Genomic DNA, 26,241 nt, shown 5'->3' on the forward strand with positions numbered 1-26,241 from the left:
GACCAAGGAGCGCATGTGAAGTCTTCCGCCAAAAGGAAACCGGAAACCGTGGCCAATGACGATAGCGAGGCGCTGATTCCCAGCGCTTTCCGCGATGTCCTGGGCTATCATCTCCGGATCGCCCAGGAGGCGTCTTTCCAGGCCTTCAGCGCGGCTGCGGACAAGGCCGACCTCAAGCCCGGCTGGTACTCGATCCTGACCATCCTGTCCGAATACGACGGACTGACGCCCTCAGAACTCAGTCGCGTCTGCGGCCGGGACCGGTCGACGCTGACGCCGACCTTGAAAGGGCTGGCGGATCAGGGGCTGATCGAGCGGGAACGCAAGCCGGAAGACCAGCGCAGCTACAGCGTCCGCCTGACCGATGACGGCCGCCGCATGCAGGAACGGCTTCACGAGATCGCCGACCAGCACGACCGGCACCTGGACGAGATCGTCGGCAAGGACAAGGCTGTGCTGATCGCGGTGCTCGGCAGGATCGTCGGAGCGCTCGGCGGCGAGTAAAACATCGACTTGCCGGGGGCTTAGGCGTCCCGGCGAAGGAGACTTGAAGACATTCGAGATCGGCGGGAGCACCCCGCAGGATCCGGCTTCCGAGGAGGGAGGCCGGAAAGGCACGCGGCTGACCTGATCGCCGCATATGGTGGAGGAGAGACAATGCCAATACATAAGAGAATGAAACGCGCAGCTGCAGCCGGTATCGCGGCGGCAACGCTGCTGGGCCTCGGCAGCCTACCGGCGCAGGCGCAGGCGCAGGACAAGCCGATCAACCTGAAGATCTCGCTTTGGGTGCCGCCGGTCCATCCGCTGGTCAAATCGGCGCAGGCCTGGGCCGATAGCATCACAAAGGAATCCGGCGGCACAATCACCGCGACGGTGTTTCCGTCCGAACAGCTCGGCAAGGCCTTCGACCATTACGACATGGTCCGCGACGGGATTGCCGATGTCGGCTATGTCAGCCCGGGCTATCAGCCGGGCCGGTTTCCCGTGATCAATGCCGCGCAGCTGCCGTTCACGGTCGCCGATGCCAAGGGTGGCACTGCCGCAGTCGACGGCTGGTACCGGAAATATGCGCCGAAGGAGATGGCCGACACGCATTTCTGCCTCGCCTTCGTGCATGATCCCGGCTCGCTTCATTCTCGCAAGAAGATCACCCTTCCCAGCGACGTGAAGGGCCTCAAGGTTCGCCCGGCGCAGCAGACGATTGGCGAGATGGTGACGACGCTCGGGGGTACCAACGTCCAGGCGTCGGCGCCGGAATCGCGCGACGCGCTGGAGCGCGGCATTGCCGATGCGATCACCTTCCCGTGGAATTCGATCTTCCTGTTCGGCATCGATAAGGTGACGAAATATACGCTCGACGTGCCGCTCTACACGACCGCCTATACCTGGTCGATGAACAAGGACGTCTATGACGGCGCTTCCGCTGCCCAGAAGAAGGTGCTCGACGACCACTGCAATACCGAATGGGCCATCAAGCTATCGGCTCCGTGGACGGATTTCGAGCATGCCGGCCGCGACAAGATGAAGGCGGCGCCAGGCCATGAAGTGGTCGAACTGACCCCGGCGCAGATCGACGAATGGCGCAAGGCGGTCTCCCCGCTCCAAGTCAACTGGGAAAAGCAAGTGACGGGCAAGGGCTACGACCCGGCAACCGTGCTTGGCGACCTGAAGAAGAGCCTTGCCGACAACAAGGCCGCATTCTGACAAGACCCTCTCGGCCGGCTGGCGCGCTCCGCGCCGGCCGGCATTCCCTGCGAGCCAAATTGCCAACCCTTGAAGGAGCGCCATTATGGGCGAACCATTGAGCCCTGCGGCCATGCCCCCGCAGCCTCCGAAAAACGCCATGGACCGTTTCATCGACGGGATCGAGTGGATTGCTGCCGGCTTCGTCGGCCTGGTGGCCGCCGATATCTTCATCTCGGTCATGCTGCGCTACTTCTTCTCTTACGCCATTCCGGACGGCTACGATTTCGGCCGGCTGTTTCTCGGCATCCTGATCTTCTGGGGGATTGCCGCCACCAGTTATCGCGGCGCCCACATCACCGTTGATCTCATCTGGGAAAGCGTCGGGCCGAAACTCAAGCGCTATATCGACGTCTTCGCCACGCTCGTGGTCCTCCTGGTGGTGACGGTGCAGACCATCATGCTCTTCGACAAGGTCATCCAGACCAAGGCGCAGAACGTGCTGACCTACGACCTCCAGCTTCCCACCTGGCCGTTCTTCATGATCGCCTGGCTTGGCGACGTCGCCGCGGTCATCCTGATCGCCGTGCGCACCTTCCGCCTCGTCTTCAATCCGCAGCGGGTGAACCAAGAACACCCAACCGAACCGGTCGAGTGAACCCATGACCCAGAATTTCGTCGCCGTTTCGGGCTTCGTCCTGCTGTTTGCGCTGATGCTGCTGCGCGTGCCGGTCGGCATGGCCATGGGCCTCGTCGGCGTCACCGGCTTCGGCCTGCTGGCAGGCTTCAGCCCGGCGCTGAAGCTGATCGGCCAGACATCGATGCGAACCGTCACCGACTACACGTTCGGCGTCATTCCGATGTTCCTGTTGATGGGCGCCTTCGTGTCGAATTCCGGCATGAGCCGCGAGCTCTTCCGCGCCGCCAACACCTTCATCGGCCATCTCAAGGGCGGTCTCGGCCTCGCCACCATCGTCGCCTGCGCCGGGTTTGCTGCGATCTCTGGCTCGTCCGTCGCCACCGCAGCGACCTTCTCAACGGTCGCCTATCCGGAAATGCGGCGCTTCAACTATCCGCAATCCTTTGCGGCTGGCACGATCGCCGCCGGCGGTACGCTGGGTGCCATGTTCCCGCCCTCCACCGTGCTTGTCGTCTACGGCATCATGACCGAGCAGGACATCAGCAAGCTGTTCATGGCCGGCATCATCCCCGGCATCCTGGCCGTGCTCATGTACATGATGACGATCGTCATCATCGGGCTGGTCCGCCCGGACATGCTGAAGGCGGCGCCGAAAAGCAGCTGGGCGGACCGCATCCGCGCGCTGAAGGACGTCTGGGCGCCGCTACTGCTCTTCTTCTTCGTCATCGGCGGCCTTTATGGCGGCCTGTTTACCCCGACGGAAGCGGGCGGCGTCGGCGCGGGCGGCGCCTTCATCATCGGCCTGCTGCGCCGCAAGCTCAACCGCGAAAAGATCCTGATGTCGCTGCTGCAGGCGACCCGCACGGCCGCCGCAGTGTTCACGGTGCTGATCGGCGCGCTGATCTTCGGCTACTTCCTCACCATCACCGGCACACCGCAGAAGGTGACGGCCTTCTTCGGCGAACTCGGCCTCGGCCCCTACGGCGTGCTGATGCTGATACTCCTGATGTATCTGGTGCTCGGCTGCCTGATGGACGCGATGGCGATGATCATCCTCACCGTGCCGATCGTCTATCCGGTGATCGTCTCGCTCGGCTTCGATCCGATCTGGTTCGCAGTGATCATCGTCATGACGGTCGAACTCGGCCTCATCCATCCGCCGGTGGGCATGAACGTCTTCGTCATCAAGAGCGTCGTGCCGGAGCTGACCTTCTCGAAGATATTCAGGGGCGTCGCGCCCTTCATCATCACCGACCTCGTCCGCCTCGGCCTGCTGATCGCCTTCCCGATCCTGGCCACCTGGCTGCCGAGTCTTCTCTGAAACTTCGCAAGCGAGCTAGAACATGAGCAAACCCATGGGCGAAAACATCACTGCCGGCGGCGCTATTTTGGCGCGGCTGAAGGCCGTCGGCGTCGATTACATCTTCGCCAATTCCGGAACCGACTTCCCGCCGATCATCGAGGGGCTGGCGGAAGCCTCCGCCAAGCAGATCCCGCTTCCGAAGGCCGTCGTCATCCCGCACGAAAACGCCGCCATGGGCATGGCCTACGGTTACTACCTGGCGACCGGCAAGGCGCAGGCGGTGATGGCACATACCAATGTCGGCCTCGCCAACTGCGCTATCGGCGCCATCAATGCCGCCACCGAACACATTCCGATGCTGCTGTTTTCAGGCCGCACGCCGGTCGTCGAAAAGGGCCGGCTCGGCGCCCGCACCGTGCCGATCGGCTGGGGGCAGGAGATGCGCGATCAGGCCGCGATGATCCGCGAAACGGTGAAGTGGGATTACGAGCTGAAATTCCCTGAACAGGCTGTCGAAATCGTCGACCGGGCCTATGCGATCGCCACCTCGACGCCGCGCGGACCAGTCTATCTGAGCTTGCCGCGCGAGGTGCTCTGCGAGCTCTGCCCCGCCGACGAGTTGGACGGACCGAGCCGCATCTCGTCGGCGACGTCCGCTGCCCGTCCTGCCGATATCGATCGGGCGGCACAGCTTCTGAGCGAAGCCCAGCATCCGCTGATCATCGTCCAACGCGGAGCAGGCAGCAAAGAAGGGTTCGACGCCTTGTCGGAGCTTGCCCTGCAGTGGGGCATCCCCGTCTGCCAATACTGGGCCATCCAGCTTGGCGTTCCCACCGATCATCCCATGTTCGTCGGCATGGACCCCGGTCCCTGGCTTCAGGACGCCGACCTCGTGCTGGTGATCGATTGCCTTGCTCCTTGGTCGCCGGACATCCACGATCTCAGAGATGACTGCAAGGTCGTGCATATCGGGCAGGATCCGCTCTATTCCCGTTTCCCCGTCCGCAATTTCCGTTCCGACCTGGCGCTCGTCAGCGATACCTCGGAGATCGTGCTGGCACTTTCGCAAGCGACGACTGGTTACATGGATGCGACCGTCAACCAACGCGAACAGCGGCGGGCTGAGGTCCAGCAAGCGGCAACGAAGCGCCGCAGCGAAGTCCTTCGCCAGGCCGAAGCCGGTAGTGCGGAGTTGATGACAAAGGCCTTCGTGAGCCTTTGCCTGTCCAAGGCGATCGAGGGAAAGAAGGCCACGGTGCTGTCGGAACTCGGTGTTCCACTGGAGCCACTGACGCTTGGGGAGCACGGATCGTGGTATCAGGAGCCGCATTCCGGCGGCCTCGGCTGGTCCTTTCCCACGGGCCTCGGGATGAAGCTCGCCGATCCAGACCGGCTGGTCATCGCAACCATGGGCGACGGGTCCTACATGTTCGCCAATCCCGTTGCCTGCCACCAGATCGCTGAAGCCATGGAGATACCGCTTCTCGTTCTGGTCTTGAACAATCTGGAATGGGGGGCCGTCCGGCAGTCGGTTGTCGGCGTTTATCCGGACGGCTACGCGGCCAAAGCCAACGCGATGCCACTCGTGTCGCTTACGCCATCGCCGGACTTCACCAAGGTTGCTGCGGCAAGCCGCGCCTGGACGGCGAAGGTCGAGAAGGCGGATGACCTCCTGTCCGTTCTCGAGGCTGCCATCGAGCATGTGACGGTTCAGAGGACGCAAGCGCTGGTCGAAATCAGGATCGCTCCCTGATGGTGCTGCTCAACGTCGAGGACTATCGGCGGGAGGCGCGGCGACGTTTGCCGCGCTTCGTGTTCGACTACCTCGACGGAGGCTCCGAGGACGAGGTGGCGCTGACGGAGAACCGTGCCGCCTTCGACAGGATGAAACTGACGCCGCGGCCGCTGACCGATGTTTCGATCCGCGACCAGAGCGTCGAGTGGTTTGGCCAGCGGCTTTCCCTTCCCTTGATCTTGGCGCCGACCGGACTGAACGGCCTCTTCTGCCGGAATGGCGATATCGCCCTGGCAAAAGCTGCTGCTAGGCTCCGCATTCCGTTCGTCTTGTCCACCGCCTCGAACAATTCCATCGAGGAGGTGGCTTCCGCCGCCGATGGAGATCGCTGGTTTCAGCTCTACGTCATGCATCGGGGGTTTGCCGATCAGCTGGTGGATCGCGCCCTTGCCGCCGGTTTCGGCCACCTTGTGTTGACGGTTGACGTGCCGGTGAGCGGAAAGCGCGATCGTGATGAGCGAAACGGCTTCGTGATGCCGTTCCGGTTGAGGCCCAAAACTCTCGCGGACATGGTGCTCCATCCGCGCTGGCTCTGGCAGGTGGGGCGTCACGGTGCTCCGGCCATGGGCAATATGCTGACGGCTGGTGCCGATCCGAATACCCAGGCGGCGCTTCTGTCGCGAAAGATGGATGCCAGCTTCAATTGGGATGACCTGAAGCGCCTCCGGGACCGTTGGACGCGCCGCCTGCTGATCAAGGGGATCATGCATCCCGACGACGCGGCTCGTGCCGTCTCGCTTGGCGTCGATGCGGTCGTTGTTTCTAATCACGGCGGACGTCAGCTCGATGCAGCAGCTGCACCCATTTCGATCCTTCCCGATTTCAACCGGGTCGGAGCGCCGCTTGTTCTGGATAGCGGCATCAGACGCGGCAGCGACGTCGTCAAAGCCGTCTCGCTCGGCGCCACGGCTGTCATGATCGGCAGGGCAGCCCTCTATGGGCTTGCCGTCGGAGGCGAAGAGGGCGTCGTCGATGTGGTGCGCCTCCTTCAAGCGGAGATCGACCGGACACAGGCTCTCCTGGGCCTTCCGAGGCTCGATGCTCAGGGCCAGGCGGCGTAGTTTCCGTCGCCGACTATCCGTTTCTGAGAAACATTCTGGCGATAATCGCGCGGTGACTGTCCGGCCGTCCGCTTGAAGAACCGGCTGAAATAGGCCGCATCCTTGAATCCCAGAGCCTCCGCGATCTCGGCTATCTGCAGCGCGGACTGATCGAGGAGAACGGCTGCCTCGGTCATCAGCCGCGAATGAATCACTTCCACCGGCGTACGCCCCGTCGCGCGCCGTACCGCCGTATTCAGTCGATCAGCGGTGACGCCGAGGGTCGAAGCATATTGCGGTATCGTCCAATGATCCCGCACGTGCAGTTCCACGAGGTGTACGAAGCCTCGGACGACGGCGCGAGGGGAAGGCTGAACCTGATCCGCAAGGGGATCGGCCAGCCGCCAGATGGCCAGCAGCAAGAGCGCAAGGTGATGGCGGATCACTTCCTGCGCCCCCGGTTGATCCGCCTTCAGCTCCTGTTCGATGGTGGCCACGGTCCCCACCATGCGTCGCGTATCGGGGGAGGCCAGGCGACGGCCGAGGATCGGGCGAGCGATCGCTTCCCGGACCTGAGCGAAAACTGCCCCCGTCGGCATGGCGGAGCCGAGCGTTTCATCGGGTACCGCGAGCGCGGCGCCTTCCGATCCTGCATCGAATATCACGGACCCGGCTTCTCCGGTTGGCGACCAGATCATTGCCGGACCAGTAAGTTCGGTTTCGCGCCGGCCCAGCCTCACGTGACCGCTGCCGGAGGAAAGAAGGAAGATCCGGTTGCGGTGGCCTCTGAAGGTCCATTCCGACGCTGACAGAGATCCTCGAAACAGCCGGGCTTCCATCTGCGGAGACAGCCGGGCGGCCAGTTGCAGACTTGGGCCTGGTCGTTCCGGCGGTGTCGGCATCTTCAGACAATCTCCTCTCCCTCAGAAGTACAAGTATCTCCTGTAAAAGTCTATTCTCATGCCGCGCCAGAGAGCCTATTGTTCCCATGTCGACAGTCGTTCGCGGTGGAGGAGCCACAGGTGTGCGGTGACGGGTTGGCGGGAACGACCTGTGGGAGCAGGTCAGATCGGGAGGATCATCATGAGGACCATTCAGCGCAGGCATGTCCTGCGAACGATAGCGCTTGCGACGACGGCACTGACAGTTGGTGCCGTGGCAGGCTTCCACAGCGAAGCGGCTGCCCAGAATCGTAAATCCGTCAAGATCGGATATGCCATCTCCAAGACCGGCGGCAATGCTGGCGGGGCAGGGATCACCACGCTGCCGAACTATCAGCTGTGGGTGAAGGACGTAAACGATGCTGGCGGCCTGGAAATGCCGGACGGCAAGAAGCTGCCTCTCGAAATCGTCGAATACGACGACCGGTCCTCTGCGGAGGAGGTGGTGCGTGCTACCGAGCGCCTCGCGACCCAGGACAAGGTGGATTTCATGCTTGTGCCGTGGGGCACCGGCTTCAACCTAGCAGTCGCACCGCTTTACGACCGCTTCGGCTATCCCCAGCTCGCCGTCTCGGCTGTGACCGACAAGGCCCCGGATTTCGTCAAGCGCTGGAAGAACAGCTTCTGGATGCTCGGCGGCGGCCACGATTATGCTGGCGCTCTCGCCGCCATTGTTTCCGGCGCAAAGGCGGCCGGCACCGTGAACGGTAAGGTCGCTATGATCTCGGTCGCAGACGGTTTCGGCATTGATCTCGTCACCGCCGCCCGCCCGGCCTTCAAGGAGAAGGGCATCGAGGTGGTCTACGACAAGACCTATCCCGCCGGCACGTCCGACTTCTCGCCGATGATCAACGAAGCCAAGTCCAGCGGCGCCGATGCATTCGTCGCCTTCTCCTATCCTCCGGAAACCTTTGCGCTGACCCAGCAGGCGCAGGTCGCCAGCTTCAGCCCCAAGATCCTTTACCTGGGTGTCGGCACCGGGTTTCCCATCTACGGCAAAAACAACGGCGAGAACGCCACCGGCATCATGAGCCTCGGCGGCATTGATCCCAGCAACACGATGAATGCGGATTATCGCAAGAGGCATGAGGCTGTGACGGGCGTCGCCCCGGACTACTGGGGCAGCGTCATCACCTATGCCAGCCTGCAGATGCTGCAGGAGGCCATCAAGCGCAAGGGCCTCGACAAGGCAGCGGTCTCGGCAGAGCTTGCTTCCGGAACCTTCCAGACCGTTCTCGGCGAAACCAAGTTCGAGAACAACCAGTTGCGGCAGCTCTGGTGGACCGGCCAGTGGCAGAACGGCCAGTTCGTGGGCGTCATGCCTTCGGATCGTCCGGGCGCCAGCAAGGCTGTGCTGCCACGCGGCGAGTGGAAGAAGAAGTAACAACTCCGGCGCGGGAGGCCGCGGGCCGGCTTGTCGCCGCGGCTTCCGTCAATTCAAGCATATGAAGGAGATGGCCCGATGTTCATCGCGGCCCTGTTGTCCGGGCTCGTTCTCGGCGGAACCTATGCGCTGGTGGCTATGGGGTTGACGCTCCAGTACGGCATTTCCCGCATCATGAATCTTGCCTATGGCGAGATGATCATATCGGCAGCCTTCCTGGCCTACGTGCTGTTTTCCAACCTCGGCATCAATCCCGTTGCGGGCTTGGTGTTCGCAGTGCCTTTCGGTTTCGTCCTGGGGTATCTCGTCTATGGCGTGATGATGAGCCCGCTGGTGGCGCGGGCCCGCGACAAGGCCAGCCTTGAGATCGATTCCATTCTCGCCACTTTCGGCCTGCTATTCGTCATCCAGGGCGTAATGCTCGTTCTGTTCGGGGCGAATTTCACCAGCTACAGTTACCTCAACGACCCGGTGACGATTTTTGGCGCCACACTGGCTACCAACCGGGTCCTTGCCCTGGTGCTGGCCCTGGTTCTCGGCGGCGGCCTCTACCTGGTGCTGACAAGAACATTGTGGGGAACGGCGCTTCGCGCGGTCGCCGTAAATCCCGCCGCCGCACCGCTGGTCGGTATCGATGTCAATCGTGCCGCACGGCTGGCCTTCGCGCTCGGAGGCGCCCTGGCCGCATCAGGCGGCGTGGTCATCTCGATGTATCAGACATTCACGGCCACCAGCGGGGTGGTGTTCACCATGAAGGCACTCATCGTCGTGATCATGGGTGGTGTCGGAAACATCCTCGGCGCCTTGTCCGCCGGCCTCCTGCTCGGTCTGGTGGAGACCTTCGTTTCGACCTACATCGACCCGGGCCTGACGCTTGCTGCCACCTACATGATCTTTCTCGCCGTGCTTCTTTGGCGGCCGGCCGGCCTGTTCGGGAGGATTGCACGATGACGCGCTTTCTTCCGCCCATTCTCTTCCTGGCCGCGGTGATCGGACTGACCTGCATCCCCTTGTTCGCAGACAGCTACGGCGTCACGCTCGGGATAGGCATGCTGGGCTATGTGACGCTTGCCTCCGCCTGGGCCCTCTTTTCGGGCCCCACTCGTTATGTTTCGCTCGCGACAGTCGCTTTCTTCGGGATCGGTGCCTACACCGTCGCGGTACTGAGCGAGTCCATGCCGTACCCGCTGGTGCTCGTCACCGCGGGAGCGGTCGGACTGGGTGTCGCGATCGTGGTCGGGCTATCGACTCTACGACTGGCCGGCGTCTATTTCGTGATCTTCACGTTCGGCCTGGCCGAGCTCATTCGCCAGCTGGTTACCTGGTACGAAGTCAACATGACCGGAACTCTCGGCCGCTACATCTTCCTTCCGGTGACACCTGAGGGCATCTATTGGCAGCTTCTGGCGCTGGCGACCGCTACTTTCATCATCTCCTGGTGGGTCGGCCGTAGCCGCGTCGGGATGGCGCTGAAAGTGATCGGCGACGACGAAGTGGTGGCGGCCCACTGCGGCATCAACATCGCCCGGATGAAGCTGGCACTATTTGCAGTGTCCTCCGTCATCATCACCCTGGTGGGAGCCATCCAGGCGCCTCGCTGGACCTATGTCGAACCCACGATCGCCTTCAACCCCACCATCTCGTTCCTGACCTTGATCATGGCCTTGCTGGGAGGGGCGCATCGGTTGACCGGGCCGCTGCTCGGCGCCGTTCCCCTTTTTCTGCTGTTCGAGTGGCTGTCGGCACATTTCCCCAATCACTACTCCATCATCCTCGGCCTCGTCTTCATCGCTATCGTATTCGTCCTGCCCCGCGGAGTCCTGGCCTTCGTGGAGGAAAACTGGAAGCGCTGGCGTCGCAGAGAGATCAAGAAGCTTCCGGCGGTAGCAGAATGAGCGAACTCCTGAAAATAGAAGAACTGACTAAGCGGTTCGGCGGGCTAACTGCAGTAAACAGTGTCTCTTTCTCGGTTGCTCCGGGAGAGGTTGTCGGATTGCTGGGGCCGAACGGATCCGGCAAGACCACGGTGCTGAACATGATCTCCGGCCACTTGCCGGCCACCAGCGGGAGGATCGCGCTTGGTGGGCAGACGATCTCCGGCCTCGCGCCGAACCAGATCGTTCTGAAGGGCGTCAGCCGGACCTTTCAGCTGGTGCGCGGGCTTCCTTCGCTCACGGTCGGCGAAAACGTTGTCGCAGCGCTTGCCTTCGGCCGGCGCAAGTTATGGGGAAAGGCGGCTCAGGCGGAGGCGCTGCAGCGGCTCGACGAAGTCGGTCTGGCGCATCGGGCGGATCAGAGCGCGCAGGAACTGACCTATATCGACCAGAAGCGCATGGAGCTGGCTCGTGCGCTGGCGCTGGAGCCCGAACTGCTGCTGCTCGACGAGTGGCTGGCGGGTCTCAATCCGACCGAAATGGCGACAGGGATCGAGCTCATCCGTTCCATCCAGCGGCGCGGGGCGACGATCCTGATGGTGGAGCACATGATGGATGCGATCCGGGCGCTCTGCAGCCGCTGCGTCGTGATGAATGCCGGCCGCAAGATCGCAGATGGGCCGACCGCGGCCACGCTGGCCGACCGGGAGGTTGTTACCGCTTATCTGGGAGAGGCCTATGCTTGAGGTCGCGGATCTTTCTCTTCACTACGGCCGGCATGTGGCGCTGAACCGAGTGTCGATCAGGGTTGCCAAGGGTGAGACCGTGGTGATCCTCGGCGCAAACGGCGCGGGCAAGTCTTCGCTCCTGAAATCGATCGCCGGGATGACAAAGCCGGACAAGGGCACCGTCATCAGCTTCGGCAAGCAGGCGATCACCGGAGTTCCGGCGCATCGGGTGGTCGAGCTGGGAATAGCGCTTGTTCCCGAAGGCCGCGGCGTATTCGGCGACCTCACCGTAGAGGAAAACCTTGCCTTGGGTGCCTATGCAAAGCGGGCGAGGATCGATGCGGAAGATAGCCGCGCCTTTGTCTACGAACTTTTTCCGAAGCTAAGGGAGCGGCGGGCGCAATACGTCAACACGATGTCCGGCGGTGAGCAGCAGATGGTCGCGATCGGACGTGCGCTCATGTCGAAGCCCGACCTTCTGATGCTCGACGAACCGAGCCTCGGCCTGGCGCCAGTGGTGGTGGGCGAACTTTTCAAGAGCCTTGGCCGGATCCGGGAACGGGGCCTTGCTCTGTTGATCGTCGAGCAGAACGTCAAGATGAGCCTGTCGATCGCCGACCGCGGATATCTCGCGGAAGCGGGTCGCATCGGCGGTGAGAACACGGCGGAGGGATTGCTGGGTGATCCAGCCGTCCAGCGAGCGTTTCTTGGCGCGGCGCATTGAACCGGAAACGCAAGGGAGGAGGATCCTATGACCATGTTGGGCCTGAAAATCAATAACGCGGAAGTGCAGGCAACTGATGGCCGGCACTTCGAGCGCCTCAATCCGATTTCCGGGGAAGTTGCATCGACTGTTGCCGCCGCCTCGGTGGAGGATGCGCGGCAGGCCGCGAATGCAGCGGCCAAGGCCTTTCCAGGCTGGTCCTCCCTCGGCCCCGGAGCGCGGCGCAAGATCCTGCTGGCTGCAGCCGAACGGCTTCAGGAAAAAGCTCCGGAATTCGTCGCGGCCATGGCTGCGGAAACAGGCGCGACAGCCGGCTGGGCGATGTTCAACGTAACGCTTGCTTCCGACATGCTTCGCGAGGCGGCGTCCATGACCACGCAGATCGTCGGCGAAGTCATTCCGTCAAACCGCCCCGGAAGCCTTGCCATGGCTGTTCGGCAGCCGGTTGGGGCCATCCTGTCGATGGCGCCATGGAACGCTCCGGTCATTCTGGGTGTCCGTTCCATCGCCATGCCGCTCGCCTGCGGCAATACCGTGGTGATGAAAACCTCCGAAATCTGCCCGCGCACTCACCGGCTGATCGTCGATGCCCTGCACGATGCGGGACTGCCGGAAGGTGTGTTGAATGCGATCTCCAACGCGCCGGAGGATGCCGGGGAAATCGTCGAGACGCTGATTGCCCATCCCGCCATCCGGCGGATCAACTTCACGGGTTCGACCCGGGTTGGCCGGCTGATCGCAGAGAGCGCCGGTCGTCACCTGAAGCCCGCCCTGCTGGAGCTCGGAGGCAAGGCGCCGCTGATCGTGCTCGACGATGCCGATATCCAGGAAGCCGTCGCGGCAGCCGCCTTTGGCGCTTACATGAACCAAGGTCAGATCTGCATGTCGACGGAACGGATCATCGTCGATGAGAAGATTGCGGACCACTTTGTTTCGGCGATGGCTGGAAAGGTTCAGACGCTGGACGCGGGTGATCCCCGCAAGGGCAACACCCCTCTGGGCTCCGTGGTCGATGCACGTGCAGCGCAGCGGCTGGACATGCTTGTTCGCGATGCGGTTTCGAAGGGCGCCGTGCTTGTCGCAGGCGGCGGCGTCGAAGGGACGATCGTCGAGGCGACGCTGCTCGACCAGGTGACGCCGGCAATGCGCATCTACGGCGAGGAGAGCTTCGGCCCTGTTGCATCCATCATCCGCGTCGGCTCCGTGGACGAGGCCGTGCGCGTGGCGAACGATACGGAATACGGGCTCTCTGCCGCCGTCTTCGGCCGGGACATCAATCGTGCCATGGGTGTCGCGCGTCGGATCGAATCCGGCATCTGCCACATCAATGGCCCGACCGTTCATGACGAGGCGCAGATGCCCTTCGGTGGCGTCAAGGAGTCCGGCTATGGGCGGTTCGGCGGCAAAGCTGGCATCGCGGAGTTCACCGAACTGCGCTGGATCACCATCCAGGATGGCCCCATTCACTACCCAATCTGAACCGCTCTGCCGCCATGCCTTCGACAGGCGGCGGCTGTGCATGAGCCGGATGAACACCAGCCGTCGAAAGAGGATCCCAGATGCCGCTTCTCCAGAACAAGACCTGTATCATCACGGGAGGAGCGGGGAGCCTTGGACTTGCCGCCGCAAAGCTTTTTATCGAAGAGGGTGCCAGGGTGGTGCTGGTCGATCTTTCGCAGGCGAGCCTCGAAAAAGCAGCGGAAGGGCTGTCCGAAGACCAGGTAGAGCTGATCCCCGCTGACGTTTCCAGTGCAGCCGATGCCAAGTCCTATGTGGCGCGGGCAGTGGAGCGCTTCGGAGCAATCGACGTGCTGTTTTCCAATGCAGGGAATTTTGGAACCGTCGCTCCGATCGAAGACTATCCGGATGACATCTTCGACCAAGTGCAGCAAGTGCACGTAAAGGGAGCTTTTCTGGCAGCCAAGCACGCCGTGCCCCACATGCGCGATGGCGGATCGATTATCATTACCTCATCTGTCGCCGGCCTGCGCGGCGATCCAGGCGTCTATGCCTATATCACTGCCAAACATGCTCAGGTCGGGCTGATGCGCTGCCTTGCCAAGGAGCTTGCACCACGCAACATCCGCGTCAACACCATCCATCCGGGCCCGATCGACAACGGCTTCCAACTTGCCGTTGAGAAAGGGTTGGGGCAAGCCATAGGCCGCGACGCTAACGCCTTCTTCAACGCCATGATTCCGCTGGGGCGTCATGGCACCCCCGCGGAAGTCGCCCGCTCCGTGCTCTACCTTGCCTCCGACCAGTCCAGCTTCGTCACCGGAACAACGCTGCTGGTCGACGGCGGTATGAGCGTCTGAAACATCAAATACCAAGGAGGAAATCATGCCCGAACTAGCTACAACCGAATTCTGGAAGGATCTCGCGCCAGTCACGAAGGTTTTTCAGCCGGACGCGCTGCCGGAGGTCTATATCAGCAACGCTGCGACCGAGGACGAGCGATACTATGTCCCCTTCACGGAAACAGTGTTCTCCCGTCCCCTCTGGATCTCTCCCACGCAGAACAAGTGGTGCGATATCCTGATGGCCAAGCAGGCCGGTCTGGTGAATCGCCATTATCATCCGCACGAGGTCTTCGCTTATACGATATCCGGCAAGTGGGGATATCTGGAGCACGACTGGACGGCGACCGCGGGAGATTTCGTTTATGAGACGCCCGGCGAGGGACATACCCTGGTCGCATATGAGCACGAACAGCCGATGAAGGTGTTTTTCCAGGTGAAGGGGCCGTTGATCTGGCTCGACGAGCAGGGCGAACCAAATGGCTTCTTCGACGTACATAATTACATCGCGCTGTGTCGCGACCACTATGAGAAAGTCGGCTTTGGCAAGGCGTGTGTTGATACGCTGTTCCGCTGAAGATGCGGGTACGGGCGTTTCGGCGGCCGGCTTCGAAGATTCGAGGCATACTTCCGCAGGAAGGGACAAGAAAGCCAAATGCCTTTGATTGAGCGAGATGTTCGGCGGTCTGTTTGCCAGTGCGTTCCCGCATTCAGGGGAACTCATAGGGTGTGGCGGACCGCCTCGGTCTTTAGCGCTGATCGTAAGTCTTCCTGCACTCCTCAATACTAGGCCAGTTGTTTCTGATCCATGATGTGAATCCTTCCAACGCCGGGAGCATGCTCGCGCCCATGTCGGTCAATTGATATTCGACACGCGGCGGCACTTCAGGAAAATACTCGCGGATCAGCAGGCCATCCCGCTCAAGATTGCGAAGCGTCAGCGTTAGCATGCGTTGAGTTATACCCTCAATGCCCTGCTTGAGCTCGGAAAACCGTAACCGATGGCCATCTGCCAAAGCCAAGTGCGACATGACGAGAATCGTCCACTTGTCGCCGAGCCGGGTCAGCACGCTGTTGGGGGCACAGGGCTTGAAAAGCGGCTTGTTATTCCGCTCTTCGTAGCGGCGGCCGTGAATCTGTTTTTCCAATCGTATCACTCCTGTGCCTGAGGCTGCAAAATGTGCCGTCTTCCGCCGGTCGTTCAAGGGTATATATGGGGAACCCTTGTGCAACACGAGGATGAGACATGCCCACTGAGAAACAGCCTATTCTAGTTTTCGGGGCGACCGGCCAGCAAGGCGGGTCGGTCGCTGCCGCACTGTCGCGGTCTGGATGGCCGGTGCGAGCTATGGTTCGGGAGCTGACAGCACAGAAGTCAGAAGCGCTCCGTGATGCCGGGGTAGAGCTTGTTGAAGGGTCGTTCGATGATGCAGATGCCATGCGGGCTGCAATGAACGGCGCCTATGGCGTGTTCAGTGTGCAGCCCAGCTCACCGGGCGGGGTCGTGAGCGACGAGGACGAAGTACGCTACGGGACGACCATTGCTGACCTGGCTGTCGAGACTGGCGTCAAGCACCTTGTTTACACGTCTGGTAGTGCCGCAGGCGATCAGCCGACCGGTGTCGCCCACTACGACACCAAGGCGCAGATCGAAAAGCATATTCGCACGTTGCCCATCACTTCCACGATCGTGCGACCTTCAACTTTCATGGAGCTTTTGCTCATGCCGGGCTTCGGTCTTGATCAAGGCCACTACACCTTCTTCATGCATCCCGAACGCGCCATCCAGGTGCTGGCGGTGGAAGACATCGGCAAGATCGTCGCGGCAGTGTTCGCTGATCCTGCCCGGTTTGGCGGGCAGACCTTTGAAATCGCCAGTGATACGGTTTCAGGCCTTGAGTTGCAGGAGTTATTCTCTGAGATGGCAGGGCGGCCCATCCCCTACGCACGCTTCCCCGACGAAGTTCTAGCAGCCAACCCCTTCTTGCAAAAGCTGGCGGCACTAGTGGACGACGGAAGGCTGGCAGGGCATGCCAACCTCGACCAGATGCGCCAGATCAATCCGGAGCTGTGGTCCTTCAAGTCCTGGCTGCAGGGCCCCGGCCGAAAGACCTTTGAACAGGCACTTGAAGCCGGTGGCAGTTGGAAATTTAGTAAAGCCGATGATGAATAGATGGTAGGCGATTCCGCTCGAAGGGGGGTAAAGCATAGTCAGAAATGGCGGCACCGTCGTTCGTTTGGCTATTGTGCCGGCCAAAACCCAGTGGTGGGATTGGTGCGATTTTGAAGAGTGTTATGCATTGGCTATATAGGGGGGTCATCGAACTGGGTGTCTCCCAAACGAAGCCATTCTTGCATCAGGTGGACGCCCAATGAGACTATGATGTCAATGGCTAGATCCAGGAGCGAATTGACATTGATGATGAGCTGCCCTGCATCTCGCTCCATGCTTCCGCCGCCGCGTTTTTAATCCCGTCGCAATAATGGACCAGTGGGACAGCCTCTGCGAAAAGTGGCTTGTTGAAGAAGGTCCCGGTGAGATGGCCGACCAAATAGCCTTGCCGGGCGGAGCTGCCGCGGTGGCCGTTTCCTTTATGTCGGGACTGTCAGGAGTCTTAACAGCCTCTCTTTCGGCCGTACACCAAATCCAGCGTGATGCCTGACGCCACCCTGTTAGCTTTGCAGACTGATCCCGGAAGACCAAGCACTTCAGGGGTTGAGCCAGTGGATTCCGGGATTAATCATCATGTATGCCTGGATGACAGCTCTAAGTGTTTTGGCCGGCAGCTTCCAAGATAAGTTCGGAGACTTCACGAGGGTGGGAGATCAGAGAGAGATGGCTCGCCTTCAGCTCGATTGTTTTTGCTCCCATTCGTTTGGCAAGAAACCGCTCAAGGTCTGGGTTGATGGTGCGGTCTTCGCTCGACACGGCATAAAAGCTTGGCTTGTGCCGCCAAGCCGCCTCAGTGACTTTTCCAGAAAGGAGGGCTTTCTGGAATGGGTATTGAGTTGCATAGAGAACCTCGGCCCGGTCTTGAGGAACGTCCCCGGCGAAATCTCGAAGAAATGCCTCTTTGGTGAGTCTACCCTCGTCGCCGTCAAACACGATGCCTGCCGACGCCGGTGGCGTGGCAAAGGTCTTTGCAAGAGCCCCAAAATCCTCATTCGCATCAGGCGCGCGAGCCGCGATGTAGACAACAGCCGACACGTTGGGGTGCATGCCGGCTTGAGTGACGATCATGCCGCCGAAAGAATGACCGACCAAAACGGTCGGCCCATCCTGGCGGGCCAGGACACGTTCTGCAGCCGCCACCGACTCGGGAAGGATCGTCAGCGGGTTCTGAACGGAAGTGATGTTCAGCCCTTTGGGCTGCAATTGAGCTATGACCTCGCTCCAGCATGAGCCATCTGCGAAAAGCCCATGGACGAAAACAATGTTACGCGCCTTTATTGGCCTGGCAACCGCCGGAGCGGCCATGCTTGGCTTCGAGACAAGCGAGGCCGCAGCGCCTGCAAGTACTGTAGCGGAAAATGTACGTCGGTTGATGTTCATTCAGGGTCTCCTGTCTCAAAGCACATGCTTCAGGACGTCTTTCGAACCGGCTCCATGAATCTTACATGCTCACGTTCATGTGATGATCGCCGGGCAGTAAAATATTTCTAACATCCCACGTAACAACAGCGCTCCCGAAACGAATTATAGTCACATGGACACACGGGAAATCAGATGGGCGGAGGCGATGCGTGCCGAAAGGGTCGGCGACAGCATGGCTTATGAGGCTTTTCTACGGGAGTTTGCGATATTCTTACGACGTTTGGTAGAGACGCATCTGCGAAGGACGAGGTTCGGTGTCGCAGAAACGGAAGATGTCGTGCAGGAGGTGCTGATTGCAGTTCATTCGCGCCGCGACCAGTGGGACATCCAAAGACCTCTGCTGCCATGGTTGAACGCAATCACACGCTACAAGATCATCGACACCAGCCGGCGTCTCGGCCGTGATGCCCGAATGCGCATTGATCTGTCTGAAGAGGAATGGGCACGAATGTTCACATCCGACTGCATAAATTTCGACCACAACTTAGCAGACGCTGAGAGATTGATATCGGAATTGCCTCGCAAAGAACAGGCTGCCGTTCGCACTATTGCCCTTGAAGGTGCGTCCACTGGCGAGGCAGCCAAAAAGCTCGGTACAAGCGACGCTGCGGTACGGGTTGCCTTCCATCGATCGTTAAAGAAGCTGATGTTAGCCGCCCAGGGAAGGCTTTGACCATGACGGAAGAGGAGAACCTGCCTCACAACACGATTATGTTGATCAAAGGACTTGCAACACAGGCAGGCAAGCGGCGGGCGGTCCGACCGCGTTTTGATGCCGTTCTCGCGGCAGCGCTGCTAGTTTCTTTTCTGGCTGCAACTGCTATTGTGCTTCTGACGGCCGGCACCCGCCCTGATCTGATGGTTATTATTTCGACGTGGACATTCCAGTTCAAGGTTGTCGGAATGATCCTTATTGCAGTTGGCACTGTTCTGGTCGCGCGACATATTGTGCAGCCGGGTGTGCCGGTTCATTTATTACACGGCCTGGGTCCTGGCGTAGCGTTTCTGCTGCTTGGCTCTTTGTTTGACCGAAGCGGTTTCCCGTTGCTTGGCGCCCACACGTACTCGGTACCCGCTTGCGCGGGTGTCATCATCCTGTCGTCCATTCCGGCACTGGGTGCAATTCTTGCAGCAATGCGTGCAGGGACGCCAACGCATTTGGCACAAGCGGGAGCAGTCGCAGGATTACTGGCGGGATCGGTAGGAGCGCTTTCCTACACCATTGCGTGCCTTAACGATGGAGCCAGTTTCGTTGCTTTGTGGTATCTGGTTTCGATTGGCATAGTCGCGGTGATCGGAGCAATCACTGGCCGAATAGCTTTGAGATGGTGACCTGTGTCAGCGCGTGACCAATTGGGTTGCTGCATGCTTAGGCCCGCCGATTATCTGTTTTATTAACCTCCTGCGGCGTAAAGAAAACCTCGGCACATCTGCCAGATGGAGCTATGACAGCTCTGGCAGGACGTCTCGATCTTTCAGCCAGGATTTTATGCAAGCGCTCGTTAGCTGCTTAGATTAGCGCCGGCTTATACTCCTCCCACTCGGCGCTAACCAATCTCGATGGCCATTCATGCCGTCGGTATCCCCAGGAAGCGCCCAGATTTTCGAAGCGCCTTTAAGTGCCTGAGCAAGTCCCGTAAGAAACTTAGTATTGCGTCCGCCACGACCACGCTCACTGTTGCGGATCGTAACGATCCCTTCGTCTCTGGACGTGAGGGCCGCTGGACACGTTATCGGTAGGCCTTCCCCACAAATAAACATGGCAATGCCGCCGAAGACGCGGCCTATCTCCCTCGCCTCGCCCTCCAGCGAGTCACGAGGGTCCAAGGCTGGATGGCGTGGCGTCGGGTGACTGGCGCCGCCGCTTCAAGAGCCTTGTGCGGCGCTGCTACGAGATGCGGATCAATTCGGGAGATCACCTGGCTTCGCCTTCCGCATCCTTACATGGTCTTCCTCCCTTGAAGACCTGTTCCCCTGCATGTTCAGCTAGAGAATGTTGGATCCCGCGAGGGTCGCGCAGACCGCTTCCGTTACTCGTCTCGTGTCAGCCGTCCCTCCCACATCAGGCGTCAGGATGCCTTCTTCAGTGACGCGCTCCACCGCCTGCATCAGACGAGCCGCCGCGTCCGCTTCCCCCAGATGTTCGAGCATCTGAGCCGCCGTCCAGAACGTCGCGATCGGGTTTGCGATGCCCTTGCCCGTGATGTCGAAGGCCGATCCGTGGATCGGCTCAAACATCGAAGGGAAGCGGCGTTCAGGATCGATGTTGCCGGTTGGCGCCACGCCGAGACTTCCGGCAAGCGCACCCGCAAGATCCGACAGGATGTCGGCATGGAGGTTCGTGGCAACAATGGTGTCCAGGCTCTTGGGGTGAAGAGTCATCCGCACGGTCATCGCGTCTACCAGCATTTTGTCCCAGGTAACGTCGGAAAATTCCCTCGCGACTTCTGCGGCGATCTCGTCCCACATGACCATGCCGTGGCGCTGCGCGTTCGACTTGGTCACGACGGTGAGCAACTTACGAGGCCGCGCCTGCGCCAGCTTGAAGGCGTACCGCATAATGCGGGTCACGCCCACGCGCGTGAAGATCGCAACCTCAGTTCCGACTTCCTCGGGTAACCCCCTGTGGGCGCGGCCGCCGTGTCCGGAATATTCTCCTTCGGAGTTTTCTCGTACGATGACCCAGTCGAGGTCGCCAGGACCACAGTTGCGTAACGGAGAGGTGATGCCCGGCAGGATCTTCGTTGGCCTGACATTGGCATACTGGTCGAAGCCCTGACAGATCGGCAAACGCAGACCCCACAAGCTGATATGGTCCGGAACGTCTGGAGCCCCGACCGCGCCGAAAAAGATGGCATCGAATTTTTTTCAATTGCTCCAGACCGTCGACCGGCATCATCACGCCGTGCTTCCGGTAATATTCCGACCCCCAGTCGAAGCTCTCGGTATGGATCTGGAAGTCGCCGCTCCTCTGGGCGAGAGCTTCGAGAACCTGCAGACCAGCTGCGATAACTTCAGGGCCTATACAAGATCTGCTGGCTTGGGCGCAGGCCGACGAGGTGTTCCATCAGTCCTTGGTTACTCGCAGCGGCAACCGCAGATTAATGCGCATGACGGGAACGGTGGCGGATCAGCTTCATCGGGCACGTATGTTTACCTTGCGGCTCCGTCCCTTGCCTATGTCCTCGTCCGAAGAGCATCACGCAATAGTCGAGGCAATTGAGAACGGCGATGCCACGGCGGCCAGTCGCGCTGCCCGGCTTCATCGACAGCACGCTCACGACGCGCTCGTGCCTCTGATCGCCAAGTATGATCTTCGCAGCCTTTAGCTTGAGCCGCTCGCAGTGGAGATGGTCACGCCCAGGCTCTGCAGCGCCGCCGCCTTGAGGCAAATTCAGCGGGATGTAGGTTGACGATGGATCTCTGTTGGCTATGGCATGAGCAGGATTACAATCGGCGCCCATCCTCTGCCTGCCTCAACACAAAAGCGATCGGCACTTCTGAACGGCTCCCGGCGCGCAAGATCACAGTCACAATAAAGGCGTTCGAACTGGCAATAATTCTGGTACCAGTTCAGGCTTGGCTGCGGCCGCGAACAGCGACGCCGACATGGTTGACTGCGATCAATTGGGGCTGTCTTTGTTCGGTATGTGTTTCACCCCGGTCATGTTCATCTGCAATATCTGTGAACAAATATCTTAACAGATGTCTCCCGGCAGAAGATCAAATTTCCTCAGAATTCCAACGATCTGTCGATCCTGCTCCGCGTCCGGCAGAAGCGCCGGCTGGCGGCTGGCGCCGACGGACGAATCCTGCAGGTAGAGAGCGCGCTTGACCATGGCCGGCGGGAAACCGTGCTGGTAGAGGTCGGTGCGGAAGGCGGTGTAGATGTCCTGCTGCCGCTGAGCTTCCTCGATATTGCCCGAGTTGAAGCCGCCGACGATGCCAGCGAGAACGTCCGGCATAGCGTTTCCGAGGCCGGAAATGCAGCCGGCGGCGCCGTTCTGCAACGACCACAGGACGAGATGGTCAGGGCCAGAATAGACCTCGAAACCTTCGACTTCTTTCGAGACCTGGAGGTAGGCCGCAAGGGTTTCTTGCGCGCCGCCCGAATCCTTGATGCCGGCGATGTTACCGTGGGTCGCGAGTTTTCGAGCGGTTTCAGGCTCGATATGGTTCTGGGTGCGGGCTGGGATATCGTAGAGATAGAGCGGTGTGTTGACTGCATCGGCGACGGTAGAGAAATGGCGGATCAGGCCGTCCTGCGTGCAGGCGATAAAGAAGGGCGTGATGACAGCGATGCCGGTGACGCCAATGCGGTCGAACTCGTTAGCCAGTTGTCGCGTCTCGAACGTAGCGGGCATGCCGGCATTGACGATGACATCGACCTTGCCCCCGACCTCATCGACCACTTCTTCCAGGAGCCTGATCTTCTCAATGTGGGTGAGGGCGGAAAAATCGCCATTGGTGCCGGCGCACATGATGTTGTTGCCGGCTGCTACCTGACGGCGCACCTGTGCGCGGGTGGCCTGAAAATTGATGGTTTCGTCGTCGTTGAAGCAGGTGACGATTGCGACAAAGGCTTTCTTGGTCATGGATGTGTTCCTGTCAGGATGCTACGACACAGCGCACAGCGCTGTGTCTCTCTTAGATGCGCATCGTACTTTTCGAAAACCGGGACCGGTTTTCGGGTCGATGCGTGAGGCGCGCATTGCGATTGGCGGCCTGCACGTCCGGGTCGGGATCGAGGCTGGCTGCGAGAAGCGCCTGCGTGTAGGGCTTTTGCGGATTGTCGAACACTTGCGCGACAGTCCCGAATTCGACGACTTCGCCCTTCTGCATGACCATCACGTAATCGGCAAAATCACGCACCAGCGGCAGGTCGTGGGCAATAAAGATGAAGGCGATGCCCATGTCGCGGCGTAGCTTGTCGAGAAGCTTGATCACCTGCGCCTGAACCGAAACGTCAAGCGCCGAGACGGCCTCGTCGCAGACGATCAGTTTTGGTTCAAGCGCCAGTGCGCGGGCAATGGCGATACGCTGGCGCTGGCCGCCGGAGAACTGGTGCGGATAACGGCCCATATGTTCCGGTGACAGGCCAACCTGATCGAGCAGTTCGGCAGCACGCTCCCGCCACTTTGCCTTGGGCAGAATTTCCGGGTGTATGACCCAGGCCTCGGAAATCAGCTGGTAGACGGTCATGCGCGGGTTGAGCGACTGGGTGGGGTCCTGAAACACCATTTGCAGGTCACGGCGCAGCTTGAACAGGTCGCTTGGCGACATGGTAAAAAGGTCTTTTCCCTTCCACTTGGCGGTGCCGCCATCGGCTTCTTCCAGACGCAGCAGGATGCGGGCGAGGGTGGATTTGCCCGAGCCGCTTTCCCCGACGACGGCGACGGTTTCACCTGCCTTGAGGTCGAAAGACACGCCTTTCAGGGCTTCGAAGCCGCCATAGAATTTTCGCGCATCCTTGACGCTGAGGATGGCATCGCCCGTGGCGTGCGGTTCGTGCATTTCGCCCTTGCCGGGGGCGGCGGCGATCAGCTTTTTCGTGTAGGCGTGTTGCGGGTTGTGATACACCTCGCGCACCGTGCCGCTTTCGACCAGCTGGCCCTTTTCCATGACGACGACGCGGTCGGCAACTTCCGAGACCACGCCGAGATCGTGGGTGATGATCAGCACGCCCATGCCGGTTTCACGCTGCAATTCCTTCAACAGCGCCAGCACTTCCGCCTGCACCGTCACGTCGAGTGCGGTGGTCGGTTCGTCGGCGATCAGGAGGTCCGGTTTGAGCGCAAGCGCCATGGCGATCATGACGCGCTGGCGCTGGCCGCCGGAAAACTCGTGCGGGTATTTGTCGAGCGCTTTTTCAGGCTCGGGAAGAGCGACGCGCTTGAACAGCCGCAACGCTTCCGACTGAGCTTGGGCGCTGCTGATACCGTGCGTTTTCAGCGCCTCGCGCATCTGCCAGCCGACGGTATAGACGGGGTTCAGGTGGCTAAGCGGGTCCTGAAAGATCATCGCGATGCGACGGCCGTTCACCTCGCGGCGGGCCTCGCTGCTCATTTTGAACAGGTCCTTACCGTTGAGCAGAATTTCGCCCGAGGCGATTTTTCCGGGCGGCATGTCGATCAGGTTCATGATCGCCGAGGACGACACCGACTTGCCGGAACCGCTCTCGCCGAGGATGGCGAGCGTTTCGCCACGGTCGAGGTGGTAGGAGATGTCACGCACGGCATGGACGGTGCCGGTGCCGGTGTAAAAATCGACCGAAAGATTGCGGACTTCGAGAAGATGATCAGCCATGTTTCGGTCCTTTCATTTCCAGGCGCCAGCGCTGGACAGGGTCGAGCGCGATCCGCAGCCAGTTGGACAGAAGGTTGAGCGAGAGCGTGGTGAGGATGATCGCCAGACCCGGCCAGAAGGACAGCCACCAGGCATTGGTGAGATACTGACGGCCTTGGCTGATCATCAGGCCCCAGGTGATTTCCGGCGGCTGGATGCCGATGCCGAGGAAGGACAAGGCACTTTCGGCCAGCATGACATAGGCGAAATCGAGCGTTGCAAGCGTCGTCAGCGTCGGGAAGACCACGAGCAGGATGTGGCGGAAGAGGATGCGTTTGCTCGACGCGCCCATGACTTGGGCCGCCTGCACGAACATGCGACTCTTGATTTCCAGCACCTCGGCGCGGGTCGTGCGCAGATAGACCGGGATGCGCGTGATCGACAGGACCAGCATGAGGTTCATGATGGACGAGCCGAGGATGTAGAGCACGATCACCGCGACCAAAAGCGAGGGGAAGGACATGATGACGTCGGCGAGACGCATGATGACCTGGCTGACGCGCTCCGATGCGAAACCGGCTATGAGGCCCAGCAGCGTGCCGATGACGGCCGAGATAACGACGGCGCCGGCGGCGACCATGATGGTGTTCTGGGTGGCGACGATGATGCGTGGCAGAAGCGGACGGCCGAGCGCATCGGCGCCGAGCCACATGAACCATTCGCGATCGAACATGAAGGGCGCGAGGTTGCGGCCGCGCAGGTTCTGCTTGGTGGCGAGATCAGTGAGCAAGGTCGGGCCGATGATCGCCATAAGGACGACGAAGATGAGAAAGACGGCAGCGCAGAGCGCGAACTTGTCGGCAAGCAGCATGCGCCACACGCGTGACAGGGCGCTTGGTTCCTCGGCGATCACGGCGTCCTTGGTGGGTGTGGATGGAATGGCCATGGTCATTTCGATCCTCAGTAGCGGATGCGTGGATCGAGCAGCGCGTAAGCGAGGTCGATCACGAGGTTCATGAGGAAGATGGCGAAAGCGGTGACGAGGATTGCCGCCAAGACGACGTTGAAGTCACGCTGCAAGATGCTGTCGATCATCAGCTTGCCAACGCCGGGGAAACCAAAAATGGTTTCGATGACAACGGCGCCGTTGAGCAGGCTGGCCGCCTGATCGCCGATCACGGTGATGACAGGCAACATGGCGTTGCGCAGCGCGTGGATGAAGATGATCGGGCCCGCCTTGACGCCTTTGGCGCGGGCCGTTTTGACATAGGCCGAGGAAAGCGCCGAGATCATCGAGCCGCGCACGACCTGGACGATGATGCCGAAGGGGCGCACGAACAATACGCAGATCGGCAGGATCCAGTGCGACAGCGAGCCGGTGCCGGAGGTCGGCAGCCAGGACAGCTGGATGGCAAACACCACGATGGCAACGATGGCGAGCCAGAAATCCGGTACGGAGGCGCCGATCAGCGAGACCATGGAGGAAAAGCGGTCGAAGAAACCGCCGGTGCGGAAAGCTGCGAGCGAGCCGACGACGATGGCGCAGACGGTGACCAACGTCATGGTGATGACGGCGAGCCAGAGTGTCCATGTGAAGGCTTCGAGCACGACGTCAAGGGCGGGGCGGGCCTTGCGCAGGCTCTCGCCGAGATCACCCGTCAAAACGTTGCCGACATACTGGCCGAACTGCACGAGCAGCGGCTGATCGAGACCGTGAAGGGCGCGGAACTCGGCCTTCATTTCGGCGGAAGCTTCTACGGGAAGGAAGAGCGATGCCGGATCGCCGGTCAAGCGCGACAGGAAGAACACCATGACCAGCAGCCCGATAAGGGAGATGAGGCTGGCGAAGGCGCGCTTGCGGATGAAACTGAGCATGGTGACCTCGATTGCTGGAATGGACGGCGACAGAGCCGCCGCCCATTTCGCTTCGATTGGGGTCGTGATTA

26 protein-coding genes and 1 pseudogene are annotated in these 26,241 nt (G+C 60.7%); 18 read left to right on the plus strand and 9 right to left on the minus strand.

Annotated features, from left to right (window positions below):
- The first annotated feature begins 48 nt into the window (after positions 1-48).
- The 6 genes from E2F50_RS17700 (at position 49) to E2F50_RS17725 (ending at position 6,485) form a co-directional block, all read left to right on the plus strand.
- The gene (locus E2F50_RS17700) at positions 49-504 is read left to right on the plus strand and encodes a MarR family winged helix-turn-helix transcriptional regulator (protein ID WP_161974221.1); all 456 of its coding nucleotides are present in this window, start codon (positions 49-51) and stop codon (positions 502-504) included.
- A 171-nt stretch (positions 505-675) separates the two neighbouring features.
- Entirely contained in the window at positions 676-1,707 is a 1,032-nt protein-coding gene (locus tag E2F50_RS17705) for a TRAP transporter substrate-binding protein (protein WP_133317677.1), read from the plus strand.
- Between the two features lie 85 nt (positions 1,708-1,792).
- Complete coding sequence (locus E2F50_RS17710; protein ID WP_245515454.1) at positions 1,793-2,344, plus strand: TRAP transporter small permease; 552 nt, start codon at positions 1,793-1,795, stop codon at positions 2,342-2,344.
- Positions 2,345-2,348: 4 nt separating this feature from the next.
- A complete protein-coding gene (locus tag E2F50_RS17715; protein WP_133317511.1) occupies positions 2,349-3,647 on the plus strand; it encodes a TRAP transporter large permease in 1,299 nt (432 codons plus the stop codon).
- A gap of 22 nt (positions 3,648-3,669) precedes the next feature.
- Positions 3,670-5,382: a thiamine pyrophosphate-requiring protein gene (locus E2F50_RS17720; protein ID WP_245515455.1), complete on the plus strand. Its 1,713-nt coding sequence runs from the start codon at positions 3,670-3,672 to the stop codon at positions 5,380-5,382.
- A complete protein-coding gene (locus tag E2F50_RS17725; protein ID WP_133317512.1) occupies positions 5,382-6,485 on the plus strand; it encodes an alpha-hydroxy-acid oxidizing protein in 1,104 nt (367 codons plus the stop codon). The genes E2F50_RS17720 and E2F50_RS17725 overlap by 1 nt, the downstream gene beginning before the upstream one ends.
- Here E2F50_RS17725 and E2F50_RS17730 read toward each other — a convergent pair.
- Positions 6,467-7,366: a helix-turn-helix domain-containing protein gene (locus E2F50_RS17730; RefSeq protein ID WP_133317513.1), complete on the minus strand. Its 900-nt coding sequence runs from the start codon at positions 7,364-7,366 to the stop codon at positions 6,467-6,469. The two genes, E2F50_RS17725 and E2F50_RS17730, sit on opposite strands and share 19 nt — an antisense overlap.
- Before the next feature lie 181 nt (positions 7,367-7,547).
- Here E2F50_RS17730 and E2F50_RS17735 point away from each other — a divergent pair, with 181 nt between their 5' ends.
- From E2F50_RS17735 to E2F50_RS17770, 8 genes are all read left to right on the plus strand, one after another.
- The gene (locus tag E2F50_RS17735) at positions 7,548-8,789 is read left to right on the plus strand and encodes an amino acid ABC transporter substrate-binding protein (protein WP_133317514.1); all 1,242 of its coding nucleotides are present in this window, start codon (positions 7,548-7,550) and stop codon (positions 8,787-8,789) included.
- 78 nt (positions 8,790-8,867) lie between these two features.
- Entirely contained in the window at positions 8,868-9,740 is an 873-nt protein-coding gene (locus E2F50_RS17740; RefSeq protein ID WP_133317515.1) for a branched-chain amino acid ABC transporter permease, read from the plus strand.
- A complete protein-coding gene (locus tag E2F50_RS17745; protein ID WP_133317516.1) occupies positions 9,737-10,684 on the plus strand; it encodes a branched-chain amino acid ABC transporter permease in 948 nt (315 codons plus the stop codon). Before E2F50_RS17740 ends, E2F50_RS17745 begins: the two co-directional genes overlap by 4 nt.
- Positions 10,681-11,409, plus strand: a complete 729-nt coding sequence (locus E2F50_RS17750; RefSeq protein WP_133317517.1) for an ABC transporter ATP-binding protein — start codon at positions 10,681-10,683, stop codon at positions 11,407-11,409. The genes E2F50_RS17745 and E2F50_RS17750 overlap by 4 nt, the downstream gene beginning before the upstream one ends.
- Positions 11,402-12,115 (plus strand): ABC transporter ATP-binding protein, encoded by a 714-nt coding sequence (locus E2F50_RS17755; protein WP_133317518.1) that lies wholly within the window; start codon positions 11,402-11,404, stop codon positions 12,113-12,115. The genes E2F50_RS17750 and E2F50_RS17755 overlap by 8 nt, the downstream gene beginning before the upstream one ends.
- A 27-nt stretch (positions 12,116-12,142) precedes the next feature.
- Positions 12,143-13,594 (plus strand): aldehyde dehydrogenase, encoded by a 1,452-nt coding sequence (locus E2F50_RS17760; protein WP_133317519.1) that lies wholly within the window; start codon positions 12,143-12,145, stop codon positions 13,592-13,594.
- A gap of 80 nt (positions 13,595-13,674) precedes the next feature.
- On the plus strand, positions 13,675-14,433 hold the full coding sequence (locus tag E2F50_RS17765; protein ID WP_133317520.1) for an SDR family NAD(P)-dependent oxidoreductase: 759 nt from the start codon (positions 13,675-13,677) through the stop codon (positions 14,431-14,433).
- 25 nt (positions 14,434-14,458) lie between these two features.
- Positions 14,459-14,992: a 2,4'-dihydroxyacetophenone dioxygenase family protein gene (locus tag E2F50_RS17770; RefSeq protein ID WP_133317521.1), complete on the plus strand. Its 534-nt coding sequence runs from the start codon at positions 14,459-14,461 to the stop codon at positions 14,990-14,992.
- A 172-nt stretch (positions 14,993-15,164) separates the two neighbouring features.
- Here E2F50_RS17770 and E2F50_RS17775 read toward each other — a convergent pair whose 3' ends face one another.
- Positions 15,165-15,563 (minus strand): winged helix-turn-helix transcriptional regulator, encoded by a 399-nt coding sequence (locus tag E2F50_RS17775; RefSeq protein ID WP_133317522.1) that lies wholly within the window; start codon positions 15,561-15,563, stop codon positions 15,165-15,167.
- A 98-nt stretch (positions 15,564-15,661) separates the two neighbouring features.
- On the opposite strand from E2F50_RS17775, the gene E2F50_RS17780 reads away from it, so the two are divergent.
- Entirely contained in the window at positions 15,662-16,588 is a 927-nt protein-coding gene (locus E2F50_RS17780; protein ID WP_133317523.1) for an NmrA/HSCARG family protein, read from the plus strand.
- A gap of 594 nt (positions 16,589-17,182) precedes the next feature.
- On the opposite strand, the gene E2F50_RS17785 is transcribed toward E2F50_RS17780, so the two are convergent.
- Entirely contained in the window at positions 17,183-17,968 is a 786-nt protein-coding gene (locus E2F50_RS17785; protein ID WP_133317524.1) for an alpha/beta hydrolase, read from the minus strand.
- Positions 17,969-18,122: 154 nt separating this feature from the next.
- On the opposite strand from E2F50_RS17785, the gene E2F50_RS17790 reads away from it, so the two are divergent.
- Entirely contained in the window at positions 18,123-18,683 is a 561-nt protein-coding gene (locus E2F50_RS17790) for a sigma-70 family RNA polymerase sigma factor (RefSeq protein WP_133317525.1), read from the plus strand.
- A 2-nt stretch (positions 18,684-18,685) separates the two neighbouring features.
- On the plus strand, positions 18,686-19,342 hold the full coding sequence (locus E2F50_RS17795; RefSeq protein ID WP_245515456.1) for an NrsF family protein: 657 nt from the start codon (positions 18,686-18,688) through the stop codon (positions 19,340-19,342).
- Positions 19,343-19,525: 183 nt separating this feature from the next.
- Here E2F50_RS17795 and E2F50_RS23705 read toward each other — a convergent pair whose 3' ends face one another.
- Complete coding sequence (locus tag E2F50_RS23705) at positions 19,526-19,771, minus strand: MOFRL family protein (protein ID WP_133317526.1); 246 nt, start codon at positions 19,769-19,771, stop codon at positions 19,526-19,528.
- A gap of 225 nt (positions 19,772-19,996) precedes the next feature.
- Positions 19,997-21,035, minus strand: a pseudogene (locus E2F50_RS17805) (tartrate dehydrogenase).
- A 10-nt stretch (positions 21,036-21,045) separates the two neighbouring features.
- On the opposite strand from E2F50_RS17805, the gene E2F50_RS17810 reads away from it, so the two are divergent.
- Positions 21,046-21,339: an FCD domain-containing protein gene (locus tag E2F50_RS17810; RefSeq protein WP_281029214.1), complete on the plus strand. Its 294-nt coding sequence runs from the start codon at positions 21,046-21,048 to the stop codon at positions 21,337-21,339.
- Positions 21,340-21,708: 369 nt separating this feature from the next.
- Here the strand turns inward: E2F50_RS17810 and E2F50_RS17815 are convergent, their stop codons facing one another.
- The 4 genes from E2F50_RS17815 to E2F50_RS17830 are packed head-to-tail and all read right to left on the minus strand — an operon-like array spanning position 21,709 to position 26,170.
- Entirely contained in the window at positions 21,709-22,605 is an 897-nt protein-coding gene (locus E2F50_RS17815; RefSeq protein WP_133317527.1) for a dihydrodipicolinate synthase family protein, read from the minus strand.
- Between the two features lie 52 nt (positions 22,606-22,657).
- Positions 22,658-24,316 (minus strand): ABC transporter ATP-binding protein, encoded by a 1,659-nt coding sequence (locus E2F50_RS17820; protein ID WP_133317528.1) that lies wholly within the window; start codon positions 24,314-24,316, stop codon positions 22,658-22,660.
- Positions 24,309-25,241: an ABC transporter permease gene (locus tag E2F50_RS17825; RefSeq protein ID WP_133317529.1), complete on the minus strand. Its 933-nt coding sequence runs from the start codon at positions 25,239-25,241 to the stop codon at positions 24,309-24,311. The genes E2F50_RS17820 and E2F50_RS17825 overlap by 8 nt, the downstream gene beginning before the upstream one ends.
- A gap of 14 nt (positions 25,242-25,255) precedes the next feature.
- Positions 25,256-26,170 carry an ABC transporter permease gene (locus E2F50_RS17830; protein WP_133317530.1) on the minus strand — a complete coding sequence of 305 codons (915 nt, stop codon included), beginning with the start codon at positions 26,168-26,170 and terminating at the stop codon, positions 25,256-25,258.
- Positions 26,171-26,241: the final 71 nt, after the last annotated feature.

Origin of the sequence: Rhizobium deserti, assembly GCF_004358025.1 — a bacterium.
Classification (GTDB): domain Bacteria; phylum Pseudomonadota; class Alphaproteobacteria; order Rhizobiales; family Rhizobiaceae; genus Neorhizobium; species Neorhizobium deserti.